Origin of the sequence: Bradyrhizobium sp. SZCCHNRI20481, assembly GCF_032485055.1 — a bacterium.
Lineage (GTDB): Bacteria > Pseudomonadota > Alphaproteobacteria > Rhizobiales > Xanthobacteraceae > Bradyrhizobium.
The window spans coordinates 193,756-213,391 of record NZ_JAUEUE010000001.1 but is presented as its reverse complement, the minus strand read 5'-3'; the positions used below and the strand labels follow the sequence as shown (position 1 = coordinate 213,391).

The following is a 19,636-nucleotide window of genomic DNA, read 5'->3' as shown; positions in this document are numbered from 1 at the left end:
TCTGTTCAGCCTCGAAGGCGAAGGCCTTGCGCCGTTGACCGGCGTCTCGCCCCGTCTTTCCTCGCCGGCCCGTGCAGCCCGTCCGCTGCCCGCGCCGACGTCTCAACGCATCACGCTCTCAACGCATCACGCCCGCCATCCGGCTCCGTCATCACCGCAGGGGAGCCCCCATATCTAGTGGGGTTCCCTTAAGGGGACACCGGTTGCCACCGTCCCAGCTTGGGACAGACGAGGCCCCGCACGCCGGGCCGGCTGGCCAAAGAGCGTGATTGTCCTCGAACCCTGCTGGGAAGCGGCCGGCCAGACCCGAAACTGACTGTGCGCCGAACCGGGCCGGAAGCTAGGACGACTCCGCTTCCCCCGTCAAGGACTAGTGGGGGTTCCCTAACCAAACACTAAATATGGGGGAAAGTACGGGAAAACCAGGGCGCGTGCCGGTACCGTGATGGCCGTAACTATCGGCGAGTCCTCGCGGATTCGAAACCGAAAAAATTTGCCCGGAGCGCTGTCCACAGGGCTTCGTCCCGCTGTTCACAGGGGCAGATTTATTCGCGTGCGGACGGCGTGTTTTGCTTGCATCGGCGGGACTCACGGGCGCCTACGGAGCGTTCGCGGGGCAGGCATGCCCCACAATCCCTGGTGTGGCCGGAAAAACGCCGGCAAGCTCATCGTCCCACGGACGGCGCCGGTGATTCCATGACAGACAAGCCAGTGGCCAGCGGGCGGATCACGCCCGCCGGGCTGATGTTCCTCGCCATCACCTCGCTTGGCTGGGGCTTCAACTGGCCGGTCACCAAGCACCTGGTCGGCGTGCTGCCGCCCCTGACCCTGCGCGGCACCACCGGGGTGGTCGGCGCGCTGCTGTTGGCGCTGCTGGCCGTCATCCGCAGCCAGAGCCTTGACGTGCCGCGCGAGGTCTGGCCGCGGCTCATCCTGGCCGGGATGCTCAACGTCACCGCCTGGATGGTGCTGATGGGGCTGGCGCTGCTGTGGCTGCCGGCCAGCGAGGCGGCGCTGATCGCCTACACCATGCCGGTGTGGGCCTCGCTGCTGGCGTGGCCGATCCTGGGCGAGCGGCCGACGCTCTTGCGCGTGCTCGCGCTGGTGCTGGCCTTCGCGGGGCTGGCCTCGATCATGGGCAGCAACGGGCTCACCGCCAGCCGCGACAAGCTGCCGGGCATCCTGATGGTGCTCGGCGGCGCGTTCGGCTTCGCGCTCGGCACGGTCATGGCCAAGAAGCTCCCGATCAGGCTGCCGCCGCTGTCGGCGGCGGCCTGGCAGATCGGCATCGGCTGCGTGCCGATCGTGATCGTCGGATTCGCGGTCGAGCACTCCGACTGGACGAAGCTCGACCAGCTCGACTGGGCGCTGATGTTCTATTCCACCGTGATCCAGTTCTGCGTCGCCTATGTCGCGTGGTTCGCGGCGCTGTCGCGGCTGCCGGCTTCCGTCGCGGCGATCGGCACCATGGCGGTGCCGGTGATCGGTGTCTTGGCCTCCGCGATCGCGCTGCGCGAGCCGCTCGGGGCAGGGCAGGTGGCCGCGTTGGCCTTCACGCTGGCTGCGGTGGCGATGGCGACCCGCGGCTAGCGTCAGCCGGCCTGCCGTTCAGCGCCTGCCGCACCGTCTGCGCGAGCTCGGCGCGGCGATAGGGCTTGGTCAGCAGCAGCGCGCCCGGCACAAGCTGCCGGTTCTCGGCGATCGCATCGTCGGTATAGCCGGAGGTGTAGAGCACCCGGAGCGCGGGGCGCGTCGTCATCATGGTTTCGGCCAGCTGCCGGCCGCTGATGCCGCCGGGCATGATGACGTCGGTGAACAGCAGGTCGAAGGGCTGGCTCTGCGCGGCGATGGCCAGCGCCTCCGTGGCCTGCGAGGCGACGAGGGTGGTGTAGCCGAGGCCCTGCAACTGGGCGAGCACGAAGTCGCGCACCAGCGGATCGTCCTCGACCACCAGGATCGTCTCGCGGCCATGCGGCAGCGCCTGCTCGTGCTCCGGCTCGATCTGCTGCACCGCCTGAGCCGCCGGCAGATAGAGCCGGATCGTCGTGCCGCGGTTCTGCTCGCTCTGAAGCTTGAGGTGGCCGCCGGACTGCCTGACGAAGCCATAGACCATGCTGAGGCCGAGACCGGAGCCCTTGCCGGCATCCTTGGTGGTGAAGAACGGCTCGAAGGCGCGGTCCTTCACCTCCCGCGGCATGCCGCTGCCGGTGTCGCTGACCGCGACCATGACGTAGGAGCCGGGCACGATGCCGGGATTGGCGGCTGCGTCGGCCTCGTCGAGCGCGGTCTTCATCGTCTCCAGGCGCAGCCTGCCGCCGTCGGGCATCGCATCGCGCGCGTTGATCGCCATGTTGACCAGCGCGTTCGCGAGCTGCGCGGAATCGACATGAGCGATGAGATCCTCGTCGGCAAGAACGGTCCTGATCTCGACCTGCTCGCCGAGGGTCGGCCGCAGCAGCTTGGCGATGTCCTCCACCGTGGCGTTGACGTCGATGTCGCGCGGACGTAGCGGCTGCTTGCGGGCGAAGGCGAGCAGATGCCGGATGAGCTCGGTGCAGCGATCGGTGGCCCTGCCGATCAGGGCTGCGAACTCGGCCGCCGCCGGCCGGTCCTGCACCGCGTCGATCAGGACCTCGATCGACCCGGTGATGATCGTCAGCATGTTGTTGAAGTCGTGCGCGACGCCGCCGGTGAGCTTGCCGATGGCATCGAGCTTCTGCGCCTGCTGCAGCAGGCGCTCGGTCTCATGCACGTCGGTGACGTCGTGATACACCAGCGCCGCGCCGCTGATCGCGCCTGCGGAATTGCGCAGCGGCCGCCCGCTGACCATCAGGCGAAACTGCGGCCGGCCGTCGGTCGGCTTGACCACGACCTCGCGGCGGTCGAACGACAGCCCGCGCAAGGCGCACGCGATCGGGAGCTCCTCGTCGACGATGCGGGTGACGGCGTCGCTCTCGTAGAACTCGTTTGCGGCCAGCATCTCGACGAAGGTCTCGCCCACATTCGTTCCCAAGAAACGTCCCACCGCCTGGTTCGACAGCATGATCGTGCCTTCGGGATCGACGACGAGGACGCCCTCGGCCATGCTGTTGAAGGTGTTTGTGAGAATGGCGGAGAAGCGGCGCAGCCCGTCATAGGCGGCGGCGAGATCGCCGCGCTGCTGCACGGCCTGGGCTTCCAGCGAGGTCGCGGTCTCCTGCGACCGGGTGAGGGACGAGCGCAGCGCCCGGTCGGAAAGTTGAGCGCGCCGGACGAGATAGGCCGACATCAGGAGCAGCAGCCCGACGCCGGCGAGGTCGATCGCCAGCAGCCAGGATCCGGTCCGTCGCGAGATCGTGGCACGGTCCGCCAGCAGCCGGCGCTCGTCGTCGGTGAAGGCGTCGAGCGCCTGGTTCATCGTCGTCATCGCCGCCGGACCGGCTGCGCTCGCCGCCGCCGCCTGCAGGCCGTCGCGATCGTTCGCCGCGTGACGACGGATCAGCTCGCCGGCAAGCTGGATGCGCCGCTGCACGATGCCGTCAATCGATCGCAGCCGCTCGCGCTGCGAGGAATTATCCCGGACGAGCCCCTGCAGGTCCGCCCAGGCCGCAGGGATAAGTCCGCTCGTCTCCCGAAGCTCGGTGATGAACCGGTCGGCTCCGGACAATGCGAAGCCGCGCGAGGCCGCTTCTGCCTGCCGCAGCAGGACGCGGAGCTCGGAGGATTTCTCCAGCACCTCCATCGTGTGCTCGACCAGGGCGGTATCGTTGCGCGCCTTGATGTCCAGCCCCGTCGACGCGGCGCCGATCGCGAGCAGAGTTCCAAGGCCGAGCCTGATGACCACGCGCTGGCGGATCATCGGTGGCTTCCAATGGCGCGGGATGCGCTCGGTCGATCAAGCAGCATCGTGACTATGACTTGCCCTATCGTGTATGGCGAATAGTTCGGTCAGCCAATGTCGTGAGTTGTAAGCAGCGCGTCGCGTCCTGCCAATTGCATGGGGTAGGTCTCCATCGGAATTTGTGGCGCCGAGCTCCGTGATGATTGCAGTTCCAATCCGCGCGATGGTCAAGTCAGGAGAAGTGAGCGCGCGTCGGCGCCTCCTCGGAAAAGGCGTTCTCGGCCAAGGCATCATCGGCCAAGGCGTCCGCGGCGGCGCCGGCCAGCGCGAGCCGCACCATCTTGGCGAGCTCCGACTTGCGATAGGGCTTGGTGAGCAGCAGCGCCGCCTGGTCGAGGCGGCCGTGCTCGACCATCGCATTGTCGGTATAGCCGGACGTGTACAGCACCTTGGTGCCGGGTCGCTGCCGCAGCGCCTCCTCGGCGAGCTCCTTGCCGTTGACGCCGCCGGGCATGATGACGTCGGTGAAGAGGAGATCGAAGCTTTGGCCGGAGTGGATCTTGGCCAGCGCCTCGACTCCGGTCGATGCGGTGATGGTCTTGTAGCCGAGGCTCTGCAACTGCGTGACGACGAAATCCTGCACCAGTGGATCGTCCTCGACGATGAAGATCGTCTCCTCGCCGCGCGGCGGCGGCGGCTCGGGCGGAGCGGGGCTCGCAGCCTGTCCCTTGGGTGTGGGGATGTAGAGCCGGATCGTGGTGCCCCGTCCTTCCTCGCTGTAGATCTTGATGTGGCCGCCGGATTGCTTGACGAAGCCATAGACCATGCTGAGGCCGAGGCCGGAGCCCTTGCTGGCTTCCTTCGTCGTGAAGAAGGGCTCGAAGGCGCGGTCGCGGACCTCCGGCGACATGCCAGTACCCGTGTCGCTGACGGCGACCATGACATAGGATCCGGGAGTCGCGCCGGCGTTGGCTGAGGCATAGGCCTCATCGAGCTCCACCCGGCGCGATTCCAGCAGCAGCTTGCCGCCATTGGGCATCGCGTCGCGGGCGTTGATCGCCATGTTGACCAGCGAGTTGGCGAGCTGCGCCGAGTCGATATGCGTGATCAGCGTCTCCTCTTCGAGGATCGAGTTGATCTCGATCTGCTCGCCAAGCGTCGGACGCAGCAGCTTTGCGATGTCGAGGATCGTGCTGTTGACGTCGCTGTCGCGCGGATGCAGCGGCTGCTTGCGGGCGAAGGCGAGCAGATGCCGGATCAGCTCGGTGCAGCGGTCTGCCGCCTGTCCGATCAGCGCGGCGGTCGCCGCGGCGGCGGGGCGGTCTTTCACCTCGTCGGCCAGCGTCTCGATGGTGCCGGTAATGATCGTCAGCATGTTGTTGAAGTCGTGTGCGACGCCGCCGGTGAGCTTGCCGATTGCATCCAGCTTCTGCGCCTGCTGCAGCAGCCGCTCGGTCTCGTGCGCCGTAGTGATGTCGTGATAGACCATCGCCGCGCCGGTAATGCCGCCGGCGGCGTCGCGCAGCGGGCGGCCGGAGATCATCAGCCGCAGCGTCTCGTCCCGGTCGGGCCGGTAGACGATCAGCTCGCGGCGGTCGAAGCTCTCGCCCCGCAAGGCTCGCGGCGTCGGCAGGTCGTGCGCGGCGACCGGCGTCACGCCGTCGCTTTCGTAGACGCGGAGGTGCGCGCGGACGTCGGTCAGATTCTTTCCCGGGCTGTAGCCGAGCAGATGTTCGACCGCGGGGTTCGAGAATACCACGGTGTCCGCGGCATCGATGACGAGCACGCCCTCTGCCATGCTGTTGAACGTGCTCTGCAGGATGTCGGCGGAATGGCGCAGCCTCTCATGGGCGGCGATCAGGTCGAGATGCTGCTGCTCGGCCTTTTCCGCCAGCGAGATGGCCTCGGCTTCGGAGCGGACCAGGGACGCGCGCAGCGCACGATCGTGCAGATACGTCCGCCGGATGAGGTAGAAGGCGATGATCAGCAGCAGCGCGAGGCCGCACAGGTCGATCGTGAGCAGCAGCGATCCGGTGGCCTTCGACGTCATCGAACGCTGCGTCAGCAGCTTGCGCTGATCGGCAACGAAACGGTCGAGATGGGCCGTGATCTCGCTCATGGTCGCCGGGCCTTCGGCGCGGCTTCTGAGCGCTTCGAGCCCCGCACGATCCGAGGCGGCGCGCAACCGGATCAGCTCCGCAGCGAGCTCGACCCTGCGGGCAATCAGGGCTTCGGTCTCGGTCAGAAGCTCCAGCGGTTCGGGATTGTCGGCCACGGCGCGCCGCAGCTCGGCCATGGCGACCGGGATTCTCGTGCTGACATCGGCAAACTCCGTCCTGAACTGATCGTCAGCGATGAGCGCGTAGCCGCGAGAGGTCGCTTCCGCTTCGCGGAGCAGCAGGCGCAGATCGGAGGTCTTCTGCAGGATGTCGAGCGAGGAATTCACCCAGGCCGCGTCGTGGCGCGACTTGATGTCGAGCGCCGTGGACGCAGCGCCGATCGCCAGCAGCGTTCCAAGACCGAGCCCCAATGCGAGGCGCTGATAGGTCATCTGCGTTTCTCAATCATCGACATGTCCGCCAGCTGGGCCGGGGATCACCGCGGCCGGCCACATGCATCCGAGTTGCGATGCAGCTGCGTCCAAGCAGTGAAGATATGTCGGCAAGGCGCGCCTCCTTGTTCGAAGTTCCTGGCGCGTCCGCGGGTGGCAGGCCCAAGCCGCTCACCCGCGGCGTTTGCACTGCGCGAGTCCCGCGAAAATCCATGTGCCCATCGAGAGATATCAACCCAGCCTGCGAAACGGCCCGTACGGGCAGAATCACGAGCTCAAACGATATTGGACCGGAACGGGCGGATCATCTGCATGTCGCGGGGCACATTTTGGAATATGGGCGAAAATCAGCCTGCAACGTGGCGCTTCAGACACAGAACAAACAACAATGCGGCGCGAAAAAGGCGGCGAGCATGGCCTCGCCGCCTTATTGTCGCAGCTACTACGTCAGACTCTTACGGGCATGGATGGCGAAAACCGTCATAGCCGAGATAGGTTCCCGAAGCCGGATCATACGAGCGGTACCGGCGTGCGCAATAGCTCGGGTCGACGCCTTCGGTTCCGATGACGGCGACAGGCGCGGAGTCGTCATAGTACGAGTAGTCGGAGTAATAGTCGGGCCCGTAATAATACGGATCATTGTAGTAGGCATAGCTGCTACCCAATCCGATCCCGACGCCAACGCCGACACCCGGCCAGAAGCCGCCGCCGCGGCGATGCCAGCCGCCACGGTGACCGCCCTGCCAGCCGCCGCCACTCCAATTGCCGCCGCTCCAGTTGCCGCGGCCGCCACCAGTGTTGACGGCGACGTTGGCGCCGGCCGCCGGGCCGCGACCCGCCAGGGCTGCGCCGCCAACGGCTGCGCGTCCGGCGAAGCTGCCGCCGCTCATGCCGCCGCCACCCGGGCCGGCCGCAAAGCCGCCGCGTCCGCCGGCGCCGCCGCCGCCACCACCGATAGCCGCGCCACCGCCACCGCCCCCGCCACCGCCGATGGCGGCACCACCACCGCCCGGACCACGACCGCCGCCGCCGGGACCCTGGGCAGAGCTCGTCGTCGCTGCCGCCAGCGGCAGAATCAGCGCCACTGCCGCCGCAGTGCTCCATGTCTTCAGTCTGGTCATCGCTATCGCTCCATCAGGGGAAAATGACCTAACCGCAGGCCGCGGATGTCGTTCCCCGCCGCGAACCGATACATCGTCGCGGGCGGAGGCGGTGCAACACTGGACAAGATGCGGGCGGGGTGGCATCAGAGCCGGGACCTTCACAGAACCGGCCCCAAGCCCATGAAACAGTTCTTTCTCAAGCTCTTCACGTGGTGGAACGGCCAGACTTTCGGCACGCAATTGTGGACCTGGCGGTTCGGCGAGCTCGTGGGGCAGGATGCACAAGGCAACCGCTATTACCGGACCGCCGGCGGCAAGATCGATCCGGTGCTGCATTTCGAGCGCAGGTGGGTGATCTACAACGGCCTGGCCGAAGCCAGCCGCATTCCGCCCGAATGGCACGCCTGGATGCATCACATGGTCGACGTGCCGCCGACTCAGGACAGCTACAAGCCGCGCGAGTGGGAAAAGCCGCATCAGCCGAACCTGACGGGGACTGCTCTGGCGTATCGCCCGGCCGGCTCGACCTTGGCCAGCGGTCGCAGGCCAAAGGCCACCGGTGATTATCAGCCCTGGACTCCTGGCAGCTGATTCGATTTCGTTCAAGATGATCCGATCGGAAGAGGCCGTCCCCAGCTCCGGGCGGCCTCTTTTTGCTTTCGGGAGCCTGCCAAGCCTGCGCTACGTCGGGTTGGTCCTGAGGGCGGCCGCCGCATGCTCCGCCGCCGCAATCCGCCGCTTCCGGGAAGGTGCGATCCGCTCCAGCATGCGTGACACCACTTCGGGCGGTGCCGTGTCGGGGGAACCGGCGGTGAAAGGGGGCGCCGGATTATATTCGAGCCGGAGCTGGATCGCCTCCGCCGTCTGACGATCGACCAACTGCGCCACCAGGGTCAGCGCGAAGTCGATGCCGGCCGTGACGCCGCCGCCGGTGATCCGGTTGCGGTCGATGCAGACGCGCTCGGTGCTGACGGTCGCGCCGAACAGCGGCAGGCACTCGCGCGCGCTCCAATGGGTCGCCGCGCGATAGCCATCCAGCAGGCCGGCGGCGCCGAGCGCGAGCGAGCCTGTGCAGACCGACGTGACGTACCTGGCCTTTTCGGCCAGGCGGCGGATGAAGCCGATGACCTCGTCGTCATCGAGGATGGCGTCGACGCCGAAGCCGCCGGGAACGCAGATCACGTCCGCCTGCGGACAGTCGGCGAAGGTCGTGGTCGGCATCAGAGTGAGAACCGAGTCTGTCGGAATGGGCTCGATCCTCTTCCACGCCAGATGTAGCGTCGCGCCGGGCACGCTGGAGAACACCTGCACCGGACCGGTGAGATCGAGCTGGGTCAGATGTGGAAACAGGACGAGAGCGATCGAGAGCGGTTGGGCCATGGCGGTGCTCGCAGGTCTGGTGCTTGACGGCCGTCATTCTGCATGGTCCGCTGGATGGCTGATATGCCAAAGTTCCCTCGTTTCCGGACAGACTTGGGATTTCACACCTGGGCACTCAGACTTGGGATCTCAGGCTTGGGACCTCAGACTTGAGATCACGGAGCCATCCACCATGATCGGCGTGCTCATCTATCCCGATTTTCAGTTGCTCGACGCCGCCGGGCCGATCTCGGTGTTCGAGATCGCTTCGCGCTATGCGCGCGCCGCGCCATCGATCAGGGTCGTCGCTGCCACGCCCGGACCCGTGCGGTCGTCGTCGGGGGCCGAGATGTTGGCGCGCAAATTCGGTCCGGTGTCGGCGCTGACCACGCTGCTGATCGCCGGCGGCGAGGGCGTCGAAGCGGCGAGCCGCAACGCATGCACGCTGAACTTCGTCCGTAAGGTCGCGCAGCGCGGCACTCGTCTTGCCAGCATCTGCTCCGGCGCCTTCATGCTGGCCGAAGCGGGCCTGCTGGACGGGCGGCGCGCGACGACGCATTGGCAGCGCACGCGGCAGTTCCTGCGCGCCTACCCCCATGTGAAGCTCGAGCCTGACAGCATCTATGTCCGCGACGGCAATGTCTGGAGCTCGGCTGGGATCACTGCCGGCATCGATCTCGCGCTTGCCATGGTCGCCGACGACCACGGCGAGGAGATCGCGCAGAAGACGGCACGGCAGCTCGTACTATATCATCGCCGCAGCGGTGGGCAGTCGCAGTTCTCCTCGCTGCTGGAGCTGAAGGCGCCGAGCGGCCGTTTTGCGGATCTGCTCACCTGGGCGCGGGAGCACCTCGATGCCCCGCTGACCGTCGACGATCTCGCCGAGCGTGCCGGCATGAGCACGCGGCATTTCACCCGCGCCTTCGTCGCCGAGACCGGCACCACGCCGTCGAAGGCGATCGAGCGTCTGCGGCTGGAAGTGGCGCGCGATCGGGTGCAGGCCTCGCATCAGCCGATCGAGCTGGTGGCGGAAGCGACCGGCTTTCGCGATCCTGAGCGGATGCGTCGCGCCTTCATTCGCGCCTTCGGTCAGCCGCCGCAGGCCCTGCGGCGCGCGGCACGCGTCACCACCTGACCTGCATCAGTGGACGAGGAGCCGCGGGCAGAGATCCTCGTCGGCTATTGAAACAATTTAAAGTTGTGCAATATGCAGGAAGCGCTCATAGTGAGGGCATTGCCACTGTTCATGGAGGATACGATGCGCGTATTGCTTTACCTGATTTTATTCGTTGCTGCCGCGGTCGGCGGTCTCGACAGCGCTTTTGCGGCGAAGGCCGAACTCACCGGAATGTGCGTCTGCAAGAAGGGCGGCAGCGTGCTGAGCACCTATAGCGAGACGCAATGTGTGAAGAACGATCATGCGGGCTGCACGTCGGTGAAGGTGGCCTGCGTGAACGCCAATGCCGCCGCATGCCGCACGGCCGGCGGCACGATCTCCCAGTCGACCAAGACGTGCAGCGTCGGCGCCAAATGCTGAGCAACTGATTTTATCAGCTTCGCTCGGACGGCTCCGAACGTCTGAGGTAACAGGCAGTCCCGCGCGGCGGACATCGGCGCATGTCCGTCCGCGTGTTGGCATCGGCAGGTCCGGGACCTATAGTCCGCCCCGCGAAACGAGGGGCAGACCAGGGCGCGATGCGTGTCACCATCATCACCGGCAGCGGGGCCGGCATCGGCGCTGCCGTGGCGCGCCGCCTGGCCGCGCCGGGGCAGGCCGTGATGCTGCACGGGCAGGGGGCTGACGAACCGGGTCTCGCGCGTCTGCGGGACGTCGCCGCCGCGTGCCGGGAGGCCGGCGCCGAAGCCGAGTTTCATTGCGGTGACCTGGCCAGGCAGGGCGTTGCCACCGGTTTGGCGGCTGCGGCACGAACGCGTTTCGGCCGGATCGACGCGGTGGTGCATGCCGCTGGCTTTGCCGACCGCCGCAGCTTTCGCGATCTGCCGCGCGACGGGCTCGACCGCTCGCTCGCAGTGATGCCGGCGGCCTTTCATGAGCTTGCCAGCGCCGCGCTCCCGGACCTCGTGCAGAGCACCCATGCGCGCGTGGTCGCGATCTCCAGCTTCGTCGCGCACCGCTTCGTGCCGGGCGGCATCTTCCCGGCCTCGGCCGCCGCCAAGGCGGCGCTGGAAGCGCTGGTGAAATGTCTGGCCATCGAGCTGGCTGCGTGCGGCGGCACGGCGAATGTCGTCGTGCCCGGCTATACGCGCAAGGATGCGGGACGGCTCGGCTCGCTCGATCCGGCCGCGTGGCAGACGGCGGCGTCTGCCAATCCGCAACAGCGCCTCGCCGAGCCCGACGACATCGCCGCGGCTGTCGCCTTCTTGCTGTCGAAAGACGCCGGCCACGTCACCGGCGCGGTGCTGCCGGTCGATGGCGGCCTGACCCTGATGTAAGCAGCAGATGGATCGAGAGACGATGGAGCGTGTGCAGCAGACAGCCGACGTGGTCGTGCTGGGAGCGGGGATCGTCGGCGTCTCCTCCGCCTACGCCATCCGGGAGCGCGGGCTCTCGGTGGTGCTGGTCGACCGCAAGGCGCCGGGCGAGGAGACATCGTACGGCAATGCCGGCATTCTCTCCTCCGGTTCGATCCTTCCGCTCAACAAGCCCTCGCTGTTCTCAGCGCTGCCGTCCTATCTCCGCAATCGGAGCGCGGCCGTGCGCTGGGATCCATCGTGGACTCTGCGCAACCTCGAATGGGTGCTGCGCTTCCTCGCCAATGCCGTGGAGTCCCGCGTCAAGCCGCGCGCGACCGCGCTGCATGGCCTGATCGGCGCTTCGCTGACGCTGCATCGCGACTGGATCGTCCGGTCTGGCGAACCGCAGCGCATCCGCGAGACTGGCTGGCTCAAGGCGTGGCGCAGCGATGCGATCGCAGCCGCCAAGGCCGAGCAGGCGTTCCTGGCCGAATACGGCATCAAGAGCGAGCTGCTCGACCGCCAGGGCATTTCGGCGCTCGAGCCGAATTTGCTGCCGGTCTACAAGGTCGGCCTGCTTCATAGCCAGACGGCGTCGGTCGATTCTCCCGGCAACGTCACCAAGGCCTATGCGCGCATGTTCGAGGGCACGGGCGGCGTGCTGCGGCAGTCCGAGATCAGGGCGGTGCTGTCCGACGGTGACGGCTGGCGTGTCGTGCTCGGCGACGGCGAGATTCGCGCCCGCCAGGTCGTGGTCGCGCTCGGGCCGTGGTCGTCGGACATTCTCAGGTCGCTCGGCTACCGCGTGCCGATGGCGTTCGAGCGCGGCTATCACCAGGAGTTCACACCCAATCCGGCGCGCATGCTGCACCGTCCGATCCACGACGCCGAAGGCAGCTTCCTGATGACGCCGATGGAGAACGGCGTGCGCGTCACCTCCGGCGTCGAGCTGACCGATCGAGATGCGCCGTCGAATTTCGCCCAGCTCGAACAGGTGGTGCCGCTGGCGCGCGGCGTGGTCGAGTTCGGCGAGGCCGTGGCCCAGCCCTGGCGCGGCGCGCGGCCGACCTTGCCGGACTCGCTGCCGATGATCGGGCCGGCGCCGCGCCATTCCGGCCTGTGGCTTGCATTCGGCAATCAGCACATCGGCTTCACCACGGGGCCGGCCACGGGCGCGGCGATCGCCGCGATGATCGCGGGCGAGACGCCGTCGTTCGACGCCTCCGCCTTTGCTCCGAGCCGGTATCTGTGAGGGGCCGCGACCGCGTCACGCCGGAGCTGCGATGAACTATACCTGGGATTTCGCCATCCTCGCCAAGTACAGCCATCTGTTCTGGGTGGGGCTCGGCTGGACCATGGCGTACACGCTCGGCACCATCCTGCTCGGCTCGGTGATCGGGCTCGTCGTCGGCATCGTCAGGCTGCGCCGTCCGGTCGTGATCGACTGGCTGCTGATCGGCTATATCGAGCTGTTCCGCTGCACGCCGCTGCTGGTGCAGATCATTTGGTTCTACTACGCATTCCCGGTGGTGATCGGCATCAACATTCCGGCGCATGTCGCCGCCGTCACCGTGCTGTCGCTCTATGCCGGGGCGTTCTATGCCGAGATCGTGCGCGGCAGCATCGAGAGCGTGCCGCGCGGGCAGTGGGATGCGGCACGCGCGCTCGGCTTGCGTCCGTGGCGGATGATGCGGCTCGTGATCCTGCCGCAGGCGCTGAAGCCGATGCTGGCACCTTATGTCAACCAGTCGGTGACGCAGTTGAAGAACACCTCGCTGGTGTCGGTGATCGCGGTGCCGGATCTCGTCTACAACGCGACGCTGATCAACGCCGACACCTACCGGCCGCTCGAGGTCTACACCATCATCGCGCTGATCTATTTCGCGATCCTGTTTCCGGCGACGCTGCTCGGCCGCCGCTTCGAGCGCGGCATGACGTACGACAAGGCGTGAGGCGATACATCATCGAATGCCTCCGTCATTGCGAGCGAAGCGTAGCAATCCAGGGCGGCACGCGCGGTCCTGGATTGCTTCGTCGCTGCGCTCCTCGCAATGACGCTAGGAGAGAGCGTAGCTTCGCTTAGATATTCACCTCGACCGGCACGTCCTCGGCCTTGACGCCGGCCAGCCCCAGGCCCTTGACGAACCATTCGCGCATCTGGCCGATGCCGCGGTTGTAGTCGATCCACACCGCGAGGAAGTCGCGCCAGCGCTTGTCGGCCTCGCGGCGCACGCCCATGCTGGAGGGGATCGCGACCGAGGGCGACTGCAGGATCTTGTAGGTGCCGAGATTGGGGTTCTTGGCGATTGCGGTGAGGCCCAGGATCAGCGCGTTGACGACGACGTCGACGCGGCCCGAGGCCATCTCCAGCATCACCTCGTCGCGCGACTTCAGCGACTTGATGGTCGCGTTCGGCGCAAAACGGCGCGCCACCGCCTCGTTGGCCGAGCCGACGTCGACGGCGATCTTCACTTCCGGCTTGTTGATGTCGGCCCAGGTCTTCGCTTCCATGCCCTTCTTCAGCATGGCGCCGAACGGATGCGGGAACACCGTGCCGCAGAAGTCGATGACCAGCGCGCGCTGCGGCGTCGGGTTCAGCGCGAAGCCGAGATCGATCTTGCCGGCCTGCAGGTCGAGCACCGAATTGCCGTAGGTCGACTCGACATATTCGAGCTTCACGTCGAGCAGCTTGGCGATGTCGTTGGCCATCTCGATCGAGAAGCCCGACCACGTGCCGGAGGCGAGGTCCTTGTTGAAATAGGGCAGCTCGCCCGGCAGCACGGCGATGCGCAGCACCTTGTTGGCGCGGACGCGGTCGAGCGTGTTGTCGGCCGCTTGCGCCGAGGCGGGCGTCGTCGTCATGGCGGACGCGAGCGCGGCACCGGAGCCGATGGCGAGCGCGTAGCGCAGCGCATCGCGGCGGTCTTCGGAAATTTTCTGATCGTCTGACGTGGTCACATAATCCTCCTGCACCAACAGGCACGGAGCGTAGCGCCGGCCTTGCACGCCAGCAACAACCATGTCGGCCTTGATAGTAAGCGGCTGGCCGTCGCGTCATGCCGAAGCGGCCGCATGCCGTTGCTGCTTTGCCTCATTCCGATGCAGGGCTGGTCAAGCCGTGATCGGTCCCGCCAGATGGAAGCGCCTTGGGACGCAGGCGCTCGGCGAGCGGCCGCAGCAACTGCGGGGCAAGGTGAATCGGGAACTGGCTCATCGCGAAATACAGCCAGGTGGTGCCCGGGATCGCGCCCTCGGTCGCCGCCAGCATCAGCCCCATGTTGCGCAGCGACACCATCATGCCGAGCGCCATGGCGCGTTCGCGGCCCGCGCCGCGAAACAGCAGCATCGTGGTACCAAGCAACAGCAAGAACACGGCGAAGGCGAGCAGCGCCAGTCCCAGCATGCGGAACGGGCTCGCGGCCAGGTCGGCCAGGAAATGAGCCATGATGGCGGAGGCGAACACGAACAGGATGAGGACGTTGAAGCCGTCGATCGGCGCGCGATGGCGGCGGATCGTATCGATGCCGAAGGCAAGGCGGATCGCGGCGGCCGCAGCCAGCGCGCCCGCAAGGATGGCGGCGAGCTTCAGCCCGAGCGCGGCCGGAGACAGTGACAGCGTCTCGCCCAGGAACACATAGGCGAACAGCGGTGCCGTCAGCGGCACCAGCGCGGTCGAGGTCACCAGCGTGATGAGAACGAGTGTCGCGTCGAGCCCCATCAGCGCGGCGAGCGCGGGCGAGGCCATCATCGGCGAGGCCGTCCCCTGCAGCATCAGCGCGAGATACAGGTCGGGCGCTGTGGCATCGACGCCCGTGATGCGCCCGATCGAGCCGACCAGCGCCGGCACGGCGATCGTGGTCCAGGCCGTCGCGGCCACCACCAGCAGCGGGCGGCGCAGATGCGCTGTTAGCATCGCGACGTCGACGCGCATGAACGAGATGCAGAGCAGCAGGAAGATCGCGTGCGTGACGTAGGGTCGCGCCAGCTCGCCGAGCGGCGGCACGGCGATCGCCAGCAGCAGCACCGCGACGATGGCGCGGGTGCCCTGATTGCCGAGCCAGCTCAGGGCCTGCAGAGGAAAAGCGAGAGGCCCGAAGGACGGCATCTTCATTCCGAACGCTGTGATTCAATGAACGCGCGAACCATGCGTTGGCCGCGCGTTCATGCAAAGTCACATCTGGTTACGGACGATGTCGGCGCCTGCTCATCACTGCGCGCTGGAGCCGCCGACCACGATCTTCTCGTTGAGCTTGAAGTCGACGGTCTGCACCGTCTGGTCGATCTCGGCATTGGGCATGCCGAGCTGCTGCGAGATCAGCTTCACCAGAAGGTCGACGCGCTCGATGAACGGCGCGCCCGCGGCGACGGCGCGCGCGGCCGACGACGGCTTGAGCAGGCTCTCGGCCGCCTTGGCGTATTTTTCGAACGGCACCTGGTCGCTCGGATCTGCGCCGAGCTTGCGCGCGATGGCATCGACGTGCTCGTAGATCGATTTCGACTGGGCGAGATTGCCATGAACGGCATCACGGATCGCCTGCGGCTCGCCGCGCGTGATGCAGCGATAGTTGCCGGTGAGCAGCATCGACCACTTCGCCAGCGGCACGAACAGCGAGTCGAACACCTTCAGCTTCACCGGCACGTCCTGGCCGTCGAGCCTGACCGCGTCGATGTCGCGCTCCAGCTCACGCAGCAGCGCATTGTGCTTTTCGTCCTCGAAGGCGGCGGCCTTGAAGTTGGTCGGCAGGCCGACATGCAGCACGTTGGCGGCTTCCTCCGGCGGACGGAAGGCCTGCGGATCCGGCGAGCACAGCGTGACCAGCCCGGGCGTGAAGCGTTCCCACACCGCGGGGTTGGTGTAGGCCTCGTCGAGGTCGACGTTGGCGAGCGCCGGGATGCGCTTGAGATAGGGCAGCGGCGGCATGTTCATGATCGACAGGCACGGCAGCCCGGCCTCGGCGATCTTCACCATCAGCACGCGAATGGTGTGGTTGGTGTATTGCGGCTCCTGCATCGCAAGACCAACCAGGTCGTAGCGCGACAGGTCGACGCTATCCGGCGTGGCCGCGTCGAGCTTGCCCGGCAGGTCGCGCGAGAAGATCGAGCGATGCGCCGGCTCGTCGCGCAGCTTGATGCGGACCTCCGTGCCGTCGCGGTTGATCAGCTCGGCGGTCTTCTTGCGGCAGACCAGCGTCACGTTGTGGCCGGCCATCAGCAGCTTGGTGCCGAGGAGGGAGCCGTAGGAAGCCCCGAGAATCAGAATGTTGCGTGCCATACCTTGGTCGTCCCCAGAGATCGGTTCGAGATTTTGCGTTCGCGTTTCTTGTTGGCGATCCAGCCGCACCGAAGAGTCCGTCAGGCGCCCCGCAGGGGCGGACGGAGGCGGTAACCCATTGCCTCGGTTGCTGGCATACCAGAGCTTTCATCCCACGGAATGCGCCGTCTGGCAAGGTGCAGCGCACCCATGCGGCATCCGGCGCGTGTCACGGTGGGGGCTATCCGAGCGCAGATCGACCTTGCGGTTGGAGCTCGGCCGTTCAGCTCAGCGCCATGTAGCGCCCCGGCTTGTGGTTGATCGCGATGATGACGTTGACGATCACGATGCCGATGATCGACAGCGCCAGCCGGTTCACGGGGATGACGAAAAAGGCGGCGATCATGATCAGGACGTCGACCGCGAGCTGGAAGTAGCCGGCCCTGATCTTCCAGTGCTCCTGCAGATACAGCGCCAGGATGTTGATGCCGCCGAGGCCCGTGCGATGGCGGAACAGCATCAGCAGCCCTGTGCCGGTCAGGCCGGCGCCGATGATGGTGGCATAGATCGGCTCGATCCACGCAATCTCCACCCAGGACGTCGTCAGGCGCGAGAACAGCGCCACAAGCCCGACCGCCAGGAAGGTGCGGATCGTGAACGGCCAGCCCATGCGCTTCACGGCCAGCACGTAGAAGGGCAGGTTGAGCAGGAAGAAGCTCAAGCCGAAGCCGTAGCCGCTGACATAGCTCAGCAGCAACGACAGGCCGGCGGTGCTGCCGACCAGCAGCACCGTCTTGCTGTAGATGAGCATGCCGAGCGACACGAACAGCGTGCCGAGCGTCAGGGCCATTGCGTCTTCGTAGAGCTTGTGCCGTTCCTGGACGATCTCGGTCACGCTGTCGTTCCTCGCCCGCGCTCGCTCAAAGCGACTTGAACAGGCCGGCGACGCGCGTCACGTCTGACAGCTTCAGGCCGGCGACATTGATGCGGCCCGAGGTGGGCATGTAGACGCCGCTCTTCTCACGCAGGGTCAGCACCTCCGCCGGGGTAAGTGGCAGCAGCGAGAACATGCCTTCCTGCACGCCGATGGCGACGGTGTTCGACCAGCGGCCGCCGAGCGCCTCGGCAAAGGAGCGGCGCAGCGTCGCTAGGCGCAGCCGCATCGACTCCAACTCCTCGGCCCAGTCGCGGCGCAGATCGGGGCTGCCGAGAATGGTCTTCACGATCGCCGAGCCATGGTCCGGTGGCATCGAATAGCTGGTGCGCGCGATCGCGACGAGATTGGAGCGCGCGGTGTCGGCCGCCGCCTGCGATGCCGCGACGGCGTAAAGAGCACCAGTGCGCTCACGATAGAGTCCGAACGACTTCGAGCAGGACACTGCGACGAGCGCTTCGGGGGCGGCCGCGATCAGCATCCGCAGACCGGCCGCATCGCCGTCGATGCCGGCGCCGAAGCCCTGATAGGCGGAATCGATCAGCGGCACGAGGCCGCGCGCTGTGATCATGGCGGTGATCCGCGTCCAGTCGTCGGCGCTGAGGGGAGCGCCGCTCGGGTTATGGCAGCAGGCATGGATCAGGACGGCATCGCCCGGCTGAGCGCGCCGCAGCGCGTCGAGCATGCTGTCGAGCTGCAGGGTCTGCGATGGCACGTCGAAGTATGGATAGGTCTCGACCTCGAGCCCCGCCGCGGCGAAGATGCCGGCGTGATTGGGCCAGCTCGGCAGGCCGAGCCAGATCTTGCCGGTGCCGGCCTGCCGGATCAGATCGGCGGCGAGGCGGAGCGCGCCCGAGCCGCCCGGAGTCTGCACGCCTGCGGCATGGACCGATGGCGCGGGGCCGCCGACGAGCGACCACAACAGGTCGAGGAAGCGCTGGTCGCCTTCCGGCGCCACATAGCTCTTGCTGTCCTGGCTCTCCCAGATGATGCGCTCCGCAGCTTTCACAGCGCGGAAGATCGGCGAATGGCCGGCCTCGTCGCGATAGACGCCGACGCCGAGATCGACCTTGTCCGGCCTCGGATCGGCTTTGAAGATGCCGATCAGAGCGAGCAGGGGATCATCGGGCTGGCGGGTCAAGCGGTCGAACATCGGGGCGATCCTATCGGAGGAGGGGCCTGCCAGACGGCCACAAGCCGTCCTTGCGGGCGAGGGGACACTATCTCGGTTGCAGCGCAAAAACAGCGGACATTTCGGCGATGTTCCGCTTCGTCCGCTGCATGGGCGGCCGTTGCGCCCTCAGAACTTGCCGTGGCCCGCCTGAGCGAACTGAGCGACAAGCGTCAGCGACCGCCTTCTGAGCCAGAACGGGGCTCGGGAGCCGGCTGTGGGGGCTCGGTGCGGATCTTGCGCGCGCCCCTGGCGGCAAGCTGTGAGCGAACCCTGCCATCGACTTGGCGCCCGGTCGCGCGTTGCCATTTCCGAAGCTCGACCGCGGTCGGGATCACTTTCACGATCCGCTCGTCCGGGCGACTGCCGATCGTGTCGATGACCTCCTGAGCGCTGGCCAGCCATTCTTCGTAGGTGTCGTGCAGATCTGGACAGATCCGCCTGATATCGTCCCACTCTTCGGGCTTGAACCAAGCCAGCGCAATCTCCAGAGTTGGCTCCATGTTTATCCTGCTCACCTGTCCGCTCTGGATGATATCTCAAGCTCGCGGAGTCCCGAAGCTCTGACGTCTTCTGGCGAGTCAGATGCGCGGCTTGGGCGCGGGCACCCGGTCGGAGTCGCCGGAGTTCGGTTCGCCTTTGGGTTCGATCAGGAGCACCTTGACCTCTTTGGCCGCGCGCGGCCGGTGGACGACCCCTTTGGGGACGACGAACAACTCGCCGGCCTTCACCGTCCGCGAAGGCTGCCCCTGAATGTCCATCTCCATCTCGCCTTCCAGGACCAGGAAGAAGTCATCCGTCGTGTCATGCTTGTGGAACGGGAATTCTCCCATGAACTTCACGACCATCACGTCATTTTCGTTGTAGTCCGCGATCACGTGCGGGTCCCAATGGCCTGAGAATTGGCTCAGCTTGTCGGCGAGGTTCACGGTCTTCATGCGGGAGTCTCCTGCTGCGAGGAATGAGATGTGA

Annotated in this window: 18 protein-coding genes; 7 read left to right on the top strand and 11 right to left on the bottom strand. The window is 66.6% G+C overall.

Annotation, left to right across the window (positions count from 1 at the left end; translation table 11 throughout):
* Positions 1 to 696 precede the first annotated feature (696 nt).
* A complete protein-coding gene (locus tag QX132_RS01055) occupies positions 697 to 1,590 on the top strand; it encodes a DMT family transporter (RefSeq protein ID WP_315737749.1) in 894 nt (297 codons plus the stop codon).
* Here the strand turns inward: QX132_RS01055 and QX132_RS01050 are convergent.
* The 3 genes from QX132_RS01050 to QX132_RS01040 form a co-directional block, all read right to left on the bottom strand.
* Positions 1,553 to 3,838: a CHASE3 domain-containing protein gene (locus QX132_RS01050; RefSeq protein ID WP_316159878.1), complete on the bottom strand. Its 2,286-nt coding sequence runs from the start codon at positions 3,836 to 3,838 to the stop codon at positions 1,553 to 1,555. The genes QX132_RS01055 and QX132_RS01050 overlap by 38 nt on opposite strands.
* Before the next feature lie 214 nt (positions 3,839 to 4,052).
* Positions 4,053 to 6,371 carry a CHASE3 domain-containing protein gene (locus QX132_RS01045; protein WP_316159877.1) on the bottom strand — a complete coding sequence of 773 codons (2,319 nt, stop codon included), beginning with the start codon at positions 6,369 to 6,371 and terminating at the stop codon, positions 4,053 to 4,055.
* A 455-nt stretch (positions 6,372 to 6,826) separates the two neighbouring features.
* Complete coding sequence (locus QX132_RS01040) at positions 6,827 to 7,492, bottom strand: BA14K family protein (RefSeq protein ID WP_316159876.1); 666 nt, start codon at positions 7,490 to 7,492, stop codon at positions 6,827 to 6,829.
* Positions 7,493 to 7,654: 162 nt separating this feature from the next.
* Between QX132_RS01040 and QX132_RS01035 the strand changes: the two genes are divergently transcribed.
* Positions 7,655 to 8,065, top strand: a complete 411-nt coding sequence (locus QX132_RS01035; protein WP_315738307.1) for an NADH:ubiquinone oxidoreductase subunit NDUFA12 — start codon at positions 7,655 to 7,657, stop codon at positions 8,063 to 8,065.
* Between the two features lie 90 nt (positions 8,066 to 8,155).
* On the opposite strand, the gene QX132_RS01030 is transcribed toward QX132_RS01035, so the two are convergent.
* Positions 8,156 to 8,854, bottom strand: coding sequence for a DJ-1/PfpI family protein (locus tag QX132_RS01030; protein WP_315737753.1), 699 nt, complete (start codon positions 8,852 to 8,854; stop codon positions 8,156 to 8,158).
* Between the two features lie 172 nt (positions 8,855 to 9,026).
* Here QX132_RS01030 and QX132_RS01025 point away from each other — a divergent pair, with 172 nt between their 5' ends.
* The 5 genes from QX132_RS01025 to QX132_RS01005 all read left to right on the top strand — a co-directional run bounded on the left by QX132_RS01025 (position 9,027) and on the right by QX132_RS01005 (position 13,260).
* Positions 9,027 to 9,968, top strand: a complete 942-nt coding sequence (locus QX132_RS01025; protein ID WP_315737754.1) for a GlxA family transcriptional regulator — start codon at positions 9,027 to 9,029, stop codon at positions 9,966 to 9,968.
* 72 nt (positions 9,969 to 10,040) lie between these two features.
* Complete coding sequence (locus tag QX132_RS01020) at positions 10,041 to 10,370, top strand: hypothetical protein (protein ID WP_315798514.1); 330 nt, start codon at positions 10,041 to 10,043, stop codon at positions 10,368 to 10,370.
* A gap of 158 nt (positions 10,371 to 10,528) precedes the next feature.
* Positions 10,529 to 11,287, top strand: coding sequence for an SDR family NAD(P)-dependent oxidoreductase (locus QX132_RS01015; protein WP_315798515.1), 759 nt, complete (start codon positions 10,529 to 10,531; stop codon positions 11,285 to 11,287).
* A gap of 22 nt (positions 11,288 to 11,309) precedes the next feature.
* Positions 11,310 to 12,560, top strand: a complete 1,251-nt coding sequence (locus tag QX132_RS01010) for an FAD-dependent oxidoreductase (RefSeq protein WP_316159875.1) — start codon at positions 11,310 to 11,312, stop codon at positions 12,558 to 12,560.
* 31 nt (positions 12,561 to 12,591) lie between these two features.
* Positions 12,592 to 13,260: an amino acid ABC transporter permease gene (locus QX132_RS01005; protein ID WP_315755635.1), complete on the top strand. Its 669-nt coding sequence runs from the start codon at positions 12,592 to 12,594 to the stop codon at positions 13,258 to 13,260.
* A gap of 127 nt (positions 13,261 to 13,387) precedes the next feature.
* On the opposite strand, the gene QX132_RS01000 is transcribed toward QX132_RS01005, so the two are convergent.
* The 7 genes from QX132_RS01000 to QX132_RS00970 all read right to left on the bottom strand — a co-directional run bounded on the left by QX132_RS01000 (position 13,388) and on the right by QX132_RS00970 (position 19,602).
* Positions 13,388 to 14,266 carry a transporter substrate-binding domain-containing protein gene (locus QX132_RS01000; protein WP_315737759.1) on the bottom strand — a complete coding sequence of 293 codons (879 nt, stop codon included), beginning with the start codon at positions 14,264 to 14,266 and terminating at the stop codon, positions 13,388 to 13,390.
* Between the two features lie 133 nt (positions 14,267 to 14,399).
* A complete protein-coding gene (locus tag QX132_RS00995) occupies positions 14,400 to 15,413 on the bottom strand; it encodes a Na+-dependent transporter (protein WP_316159997.1) in 1,014 nt (337 codons plus the stop codon).
* 102 nt (positions 15,414 to 15,515) lie between these two features.
* Complete coding sequence (locus tag QX132_RS00990) at positions 15,516 to 16,580, bottom strand: ketopantoate reductase family protein (RefSeq protein ID WP_315737760.1); 1,065 nt, start codon at positions 16,578 to 16,580, stop codon at positions 15,516 to 15,518.
* A 262-nt stretch (positions 16,581 to 16,842) separates the two neighbouring features.
* On the bottom strand, positions 16,843 to 17,454 hold the full coding sequence (locus QX132_RS00985; protein ID WP_315780583.1) for a YitT family protein: 612 nt from the start codon (positions 17,452 to 17,454) through the stop codon (positions 16,843 to 16,845).
* Between the two features lie 25 nt (positions 17,455 to 17,479).
* Entirely contained in the window at positions 17,480 to 18,646 is a 1,167-nt protein-coding gene (locus tag QX132_RS00980) for an amino acid aminotransferase (protein WP_315737762.1), read from the bottom strand.
* 191 nt (positions 18,647 to 18,837) lie between these two features.
* Complete coding sequence (locus tag QX132_RS00975; protein ID WP_316159874.1) at positions 18,838 to 19,167, bottom strand: hypothetical protein; 330 nt, start codon at positions 19,165 to 19,167, stop codon at positions 18,838 to 18,840.
* Between the two features lie 78 nt (positions 19,168 to 19,245).
* On the bottom strand, positions 19,246 to 19,602 hold the full coding sequence (locus QX132_RS00970; RefSeq protein WP_316159873.1) for a cupin domain-containing protein: 357 nt from the start codon (positions 19,600 to 19,602) through the stop codon (positions 19,246 to 19,248).
* Positions 19,603 to 19,636 lie beyond the last annotated feature (34 nt).

What these genes read in the sequence shown, in the direction of transcription:
- QX132_RS01040 (WP_316159876.1), bottom strand. Translation starts at nt 7,492, where the DNA reads ATGACCAGACTGAAGACATGGAGCACTGCGGCGGCAGTGGCGCTGATT.
- QX132_RS01015 (WP_315798515.1), top strand. Translation starts at nt 10,529, where the DNA reads ATGCGTGTCACCATCATCACCGGCAGCGGGGCCGGCATCGGCGCTGCC.
- QX132_RS01005 (WP_315755635.1), top strand. Translation starts at nt 12,592, where the DNA reads ATGAACTATACCTGGGATTTCGCCATCCTCGCCAAGTACAGCCATCTG.
- QX132_RS01055 (WP_315737749.1), top strand. Translation starts at nt 697, where the DNA reads ATGACAGACAAGCCAGTGGCCAGCGGGCGGATCACGCCCGCCGGGCTG.
- QX132_RS01025 (WP_315737754.1), top strand. Translation starts at nt 9,027, where the DNA reads ATGATCGGCGTGCTCATCTATCCCGATTTTCAGTTGCTCGACGCCGCC.
- QX132_RS00990 (WP_315737760.1), bottom strand. Translation starts at nt 16,580, where the DNA reads ATGGCACGCAACATTCTGATTCTCGGGGCTTCCTACGGCTCCCTCCTC.
- QX132_RS00970 (WP_316159873.1), bottom strand. Translation starts at nt 19,602, where the DNA reads ATGAAGACCGTGAACCTCGCCGACAAGCTGAGCCAATTCTCAGGCCAT.
- QX132_RS00980 (WP_315737762.1), bottom strand. Translation starts at nt 18,646, where the DNA reads ATGTTCGACCGCTTGACCCGCCAGCCCGATGATCCCCTGCTCGCTCTG.
- QX132_RS01020 (WP_315798514.1), top strand. Translation starts at nt 10,041, where the DNA reads ATGCAGGAAGCGCTCATAGTGAGGGCATTGCCACTGTTCATGGAGGAT.
- QX132_RS01010 (WP_316159875.1), top strand. Translation starts at nt 11,310, where the DNA reads ATGGAGCGTGTGCAGCAGACAGCCGACGTGGTCGTGCTGGGAGCGGGG.
- QX132_RS00995 (WP_316159997.1), bottom strand. Translation starts at nt 15,413, where the DNA reads ATGCCGTCCTTCGGGCCTCTCGCTTTTCCTCTGCAGGCCCTGAGCTGG.
- QX132_RS01050 (WP_316159878.1), bottom strand. Translation starts at nt 3,838, where the DNA reads ATGATCCGCCAGCGCGTGGTCATCAGGCTCGGCCTTGGAACTCTGCTC.
- QX132_RS01035 (WP_315738307.1), top strand. Translation starts at nt 7,655, where the DNA reads ATGAAACAGTTCTTTCTCAAGCTCTTCACGTGGTGGAACGGCCAGACT.
- QX132_RS00975 (WP_316159874.1), bottom strand. Translation starts at nt 19,167, where the DNA reads ATGGAGCCAACTCTGGAGATTGCGCTGGCTTGGTTCAAGCCCGAAGAG.
- QX132_RS01030 (WP_315737753.1), bottom strand. Translation starts at nt 8,854, where the DNA reads ATGGCCCAACCGCTCTCGATCGCTCTCGTCCTGTTTCCACATCTGACC.
- QX132_RS01045 (WP_316159877.1), bottom strand. Translation starts at nt 6,371, where the DNA reads ATGACCTATCAGCGCCTCGCATTGGGGCTCGGTCTTGGAACGCTGCTG.